Origin of the sequence: Mycolicibacterium houstonense, assembly GCF_900078665.2 — a bacterium.
GTDB lineage: Bacteria > Actinomycetota > Actinomycetes > Mycobacteriales > Mycobacteriaceae > Mycobacterium > Mycobacterium houstonense.
Map to the genome: position 1 here is coordinate 4485641 of NZ_LT546207.1, position 4412 is coordinate 4490052.

Below are 4412 nucleotides of genomic sequence, written 5' to 3' on the forward strand. Positions count from 1 at the left end.
TCGCGCAGCGTGCTCGGCGAGTGCGTCGACCAGCGGCCCGACCGCGGCCGACTCGGGCTGCACGTCCACCCGCAGGCCGAATTCCGCTGCGGTTTCAGCGGTTTTCGGGCCGATGCAGGCCACGATGGTCCGCGCGTGCGGCTTGCCCGCGATACCGACGAGGTTGCGCACCGTCGAACTCGACGTGAAGCACACCGCGTCGAAACCACCGGTCTTGATCATCTCGCGAGTCTGCGCCGGCGGCGGAGCGGCACGCACCGTGCGGTAGGCGGTGACGTCCTCGATCTCCCAGCCCCGCTCACGCAGCCCCTCGGCCAGCGTCTCGGTGGCGATGTCCGCCCGCGGCAGCAGCACCCGGTTCACCGGGTCGAAAACCTCGTCGAACGGCGGGAACTCGTCGAGCAGGCCCAGCGAGGACTGCTCGCCCGACGGCACCAGCTCGGGGTTGATCCCGAACGCCCGCACCTTGTCGGCGGTGGCCTGCCCGACGCAGGCGATCTTGACGCCGGAGAACGCACGCGCGTCGAGGCCGAACTCGTTGAACTTCTCCCACACCGCCCGCACGGCGTTGGTCGAGGTGAACACCACCCATTGGAACCGGCCGTCGACCAGGCCCTTGACCGCGCGCTCCATCTGCGCGGGGCTGCGCGGCGGCTCGACGGCGATGGTCGGCACCTCGATCGGCAGGGCACCGTGGCCCACCAGCCGGTCGCTCATCTCGCCGGCCTGGTCCTTGGTGCGCGGCACCAGCACGGTCCAGCCGTACAGGGCGCGGCTCTCCCACCAGTTCAGCTTGGCCCGGTTGGCCACGGTCTTGCCGATGGTCACCACCAGCGGCCCGGCCAACGGCCCGGCCAGCTCGCTGCCGGCCGGCTTCTCCAGCACGGTCTTGTCGATCAGGCCACCGAGCGTGGTCTCCACCGACCGCTGCTGGCAGGTGGTGCCGCTCGCGGTCACCACGGCCGGGGTGCTGTCGACCAGACCCTGCTCGATCAGGGTGCGCGCGGCGTCGGGCAGATGCGATGCCGTCGCGTGCAGGATCAGCGGCCCGGGGGCGGCGGCCAGCGCGGCCCAATCCGCGGTGGCCGGCACCGTGATGGGCCTGGCGATGCTGGCCGGGGTGCTGGCGTGCACGCTCACCTCTCGGCGGGACCGGTAGGCGAGTGCCTGCCGGACGGCTTCCGGTCATACCACCTACCGACTTGTCTAACCATGTGGCTATCGTGGCTGCCATGGACTTCGCGCTGTCGGCCAAGGCGGCTGATTACCACTCCCGGCTCACCGACTTCATGACGGAATACGTGTTTCCGGCCGAAGCCTCCTACCACGCATATCGCGAGGAAAAGGGCCCGAAGGACCACACCGTGCCGCCGGTGGTCGAGGAACTCAAGATCAAGGCTCGCGAGCAGGGGCTGTGGAACCTGTTCCTGCCCTCGGAGTCGGGGCTGACCAACCTGGAGTACGCACCGCTGGCCGAGATCTCGGGCTGGAGCATGGAGATCGCCCCCGAGGTCCTCAACTGCGCGGCCCCGGACACCGGCAACATGGAGACGCTGCACCTGTTCGCCAACGAGGCGCAGCGCAAGCAGTGGCTGGAGCCGCTGCTGAACGGGGAGTTCCGCAGTGCGTTCGCGATGACCGAGCCGGCGGTCGCGTCCTCGGATGCCCGCAACATCGAGACCACGATGCTGCGCGACGGGGCCGATTACGTGATCAACGGCCGTAAGTGGTGGATCACCGGCGCCGCCGATCCGCGCTGCAAGATCCTGATCGTGATGGGCCGCACCAATCCCGACGCCGCCAGTCATGCCCAGCAGTCGATGATCCTGGTGCCCGTCGACACCCCCGGCGTGGACATCCAACGGTCACTGCCGGTGTTCGGCTGGCAGGACCAGCACGGGCACTGCGAGATCGTGTTCGACAACGTGCGGGTGCCCGCCGAGAACCTGCTCCACGAGGAGGGCAGTGGGTTCGCCATCGCCCAGGCCCGGTTGGGGCCGGGCCGCATCCACCACTGCATGCGCGCGCTGGGGGCCGCCGAGCGGGCGCTGGCCCTGATGGTGGACCGGGTGCAGAAGCGCGTCGCATTCGGCAAGCCGTTGTCCGAGCAGGGTGTGGTCCGCGAGTCGATTGCCAAGTCCCGCAACGAGATCGACCAGGCCCGGCTACTGTGCGAGAAGGCCGCCTGGACCATCGATCAGGAGGGCAACAAGGCCGCCCACGTCCTGGTCTCCCAGATCAAGTCGGTGGCCCCGCAGATCGCCTGCAACGTCATCGACCGCGCCATCCAGGTCCACGGCGCCGCCGGCATCAGCGACGACTTCCCGCTGGCCCGGCTCTACGCCTGGCACCGCGCGATGCGGCTGTTCGACGGACCCGACGAGGTGCACATGCGCACCATCGCCCGGGCCGAGCTGGGCCGGGAGAAATCGTCCCTGGCCGCGGCGGTGACGGCGCAGTGACCGTCGAGCTGGGGGAACTGTCGGGGGCGTGGAACTTTCGGGACGTCGCGGCCCAGACCGCGATCCGTCCGGGGCTGCTGTACCGCTCCAGTCAGCTCAGCCAACTCTCCGATGACGGCCGCGCGGTGTTCCGCCGGCTGGGCATCACCGACGTCGCCGACCTGCGCTCGCACCAGGAAGTGCAGCGGCAGGGTTCCGGGCAGGTGCCCGACGGTGTGGCCGTGCACCTGCTTCCGTTCCACCCCGACGACCCGTCGAACGACGCACCGCACGAGAGCACCTTCCAGCGGGTGATGTCGGAATCCGCCGAGGGCGAGGACGTCGCCACCGCGGCCCGTCGGTACATGACCGAGGTATACGAAGAGTTCCCGACGCTGCCGGGGGCCCACGCCGCGGTGCGCGAGGTGATTTCCCTGCTGGCGCAGGAACGTCCGGTGATCGCACACTGTTTCGCAGGCAAGGACCGGACCGGCTTCACAGTGGCCACCGTGCTGGAGACCGTCGGCGTCGACCGCGACCTCATCTTCGCCGATTTCCTGGCCAGCAACGGCGCCATCCCCTCCCTGCGCAACCGGATCATGGAATCGGTGCGGGCCAGGGCCCAGGATGCGCCGGAGATGGTCACCTACGCCGAGGCCCGACTGACCGACGAGGTTCTCGGGGTACGCGAGGACTATCTGGCGGCGGCCTGGGACAAGTTGGTGCAGCAATACGGCTCGGTCGGCGGATTCGTCGAGGCGGCCGGCGTGACGCCCGAGACCATCGCCGCGTTGCGGTCGGCCCTGCTGGGTTAGCGCCGGCCGATCAGGCGTCCTCCATCGCCTCGCCGACCTGCTCGATCACCCGGTTGTGCTCGTTCTGCATCAGCAGGTGCCCGGCACCGAGCACGACCGCGACCGGCCAGTCGATGATCTCGACGGCGGCCAGGATTCCCAGTGCGCCGTAGTAGGCGAGTTGTTCGGGGTGCGGCACCTTCACTCGCCCCACCCCCGGCACGGTCACGGCAAACCCCCGCGCCTCACGCACCGCATGCACCGCGTCGCGGTGGCCCTTGGCTTGCTTCGAGTTTTCTGCCATTGGTCACCTTTCCGTCACGTCGTCTTCGACTTCTGGAGATGTCGACTTCGCAGCGTCAGGGGTGTGAGAACTTCCGGCTCCGGTGCACCCTCCGATCCGTTGACCGACGCCGTGTCCCGCGTCTTGGTTCTTCCGTTGCGTGAGCTGTACGCGGTGCTGTGGCGCTGCGGCGTCATCGACATCGACGACTGAGGCGACGACGCCCCTGAGGCCTGGGCCAGCTTGGGCACCAGTCTCGGTGCGACGGCGGCGATGCCCGTGGCCACGCCGGCCGCGCCGAGCGCCTGGGCCCACCCGAGCGGGTCCAGCGGAGTGCAACCCAGCAGCTGGCTGACCCCCGGTGTGCTGATCGCCGCCCCCAACGTGAGCAGGGACCCGGCTGCGGTGGCGATCACCAGGGGGCTGTGCGAGTCGATCAGGGTCTGGGCCAGCTGCGTCGAGACCAGGGCCACCAATCCCACCGTGGAGGCGCGACGGGGTACCACCGGGAAGCCCGCCGACAGCCATGCGCCGGTGGCCGCACCCGCCGTCGCGACACCTCGGATCGCTACCGTCCGCCACAGTTCGGCCTGATCGGGTCCGTGACCGACGCCGCCCACCGCACGGGTGGTCGGGCTCACCGCCAACGCCGCCGCGGGAAGCGCATCGGTCATCATGTTGACCAGCAACAGCTGCCGCGTGTTGAGCGGGGATCGGCCGGTGAGCGCGCTGCCCACGATCGAGAACACCACTTCGCCCGCATTGCCGCCGAGCAGTACCGCGACCGACGCCTGCACCCGCCGCCACAGCTGACGGCCCTCGTCCAGCGCCTCGGTCAGGGAGCCGATCCGCCCGTCGAGCAGCAGCACATCGGCCGAGCTGCGGGCCGGGTCG

At 69.7% G+C, this 4412-nt stretch carries 4 protein-coding genes and 2 pseudogenes; 3 read left to right on the plus strand and 3 right to left on the minus strand.

The window, feature by feature from the left end:
* Positions 1-1077: pseudogene (locus tag BN4332_RS22485) on the minus strand (uroporphyrinogen-III synthase); the annotation flags it as partial.
* Positions 1078-1232: 155 nt separating this feature from the next.
* Here BN4332_RS22485 and BN4332_RS22490 point away from each other — a divergent pair.
* Complete coding sequence (locus tag BN4332_RS22490) at positions 1233-2462, plus strand: acyl-CoA dehydrogenase family protein (protein ID WP_066901736.1); 1230 nt, start codon at positions 1233-1235, stop codon at positions 2460-2462.
* Positions 2459-3256, plus strand: a complete 798-nt coding sequence (locus BN4332_RS22495) for a tyrosine-protein phosphatase (protein WP_066901737.1) — start codon at positions 2459-2461, stop codon at positions 3254-3256. The genes BN4332_RS22490 and BN4332_RS22495 overlap by 4 nt, the downstream gene beginning before the upstream one ends.
* Before the next feature lie 10 nt (positions 3257-3266).
* Here BN4332_RS22495 and BN4332_RS22500 read toward each other — a convergent pair whose 3' ends face one another.
* The gene (locus tag BN4332_RS22500; protein ID WP_066901738.1) at positions 3267-3539 is read right to left on the minus strand and encodes a hypothetical protein; all 273 of its coding nucleotides are present in this window, start codon (positions 3537-3539) and stop codon (positions 3267-3269) included.
* On the opposite strand from BN4332_RS22500, the gene BN4332_RS35220 reads away from it, so the two are divergent.
* A complete protein-coding gene (locus BN4332_RS35220) occupies positions 3492-3731 on the plus strand; it encodes an Rv1535 domain-containing protein (protein WP_353961796.1) in 240 nt (79 codons plus the stop codon). The genes BN4332_RS22500 and BN4332_RS35220 overlap by 48 nt on opposite strands.
* Here BN4332_RS35220 and BN4332_RS22505 read toward each other — a convergent pair.
* Positions 3620-4412 (minus strand): annotated as a pseudogene (locus BN4332_RS22505) (cation transporting ATPase C-terminal domain-containing protein); the annotation flags it as partial. The gene BN4332_RS35220 and the pseudogene BN4332_RS22505 overlap by 112 nt on opposite strands.

Bases quoted from the DNA above. Each gene is read 5' to 3' on its own strand.
- BN4332_RS22490 (WP_066901736.1), top strand. From the start codon at position 1,233: ATGGACTTCGCGCTGTCGGCCAAGGCGGCTGATTACCACTCCCGGCTC.
- BN4332_RS35220 (WP_353961796.1), top strand. From the start codon at position 3,492: ATGCACCGCGTCGCGGTGGCCCTTGGCTTGCTTCGAGTTTTCTGCCAT.
- BN4332_RS22500 (WP_066901738.1), bottom strand. From the start codon at position 3,539: ATGGCAGAAAACTCGAAGCAAGCCAAGGGCCACCGCGACGCGGTGCAT.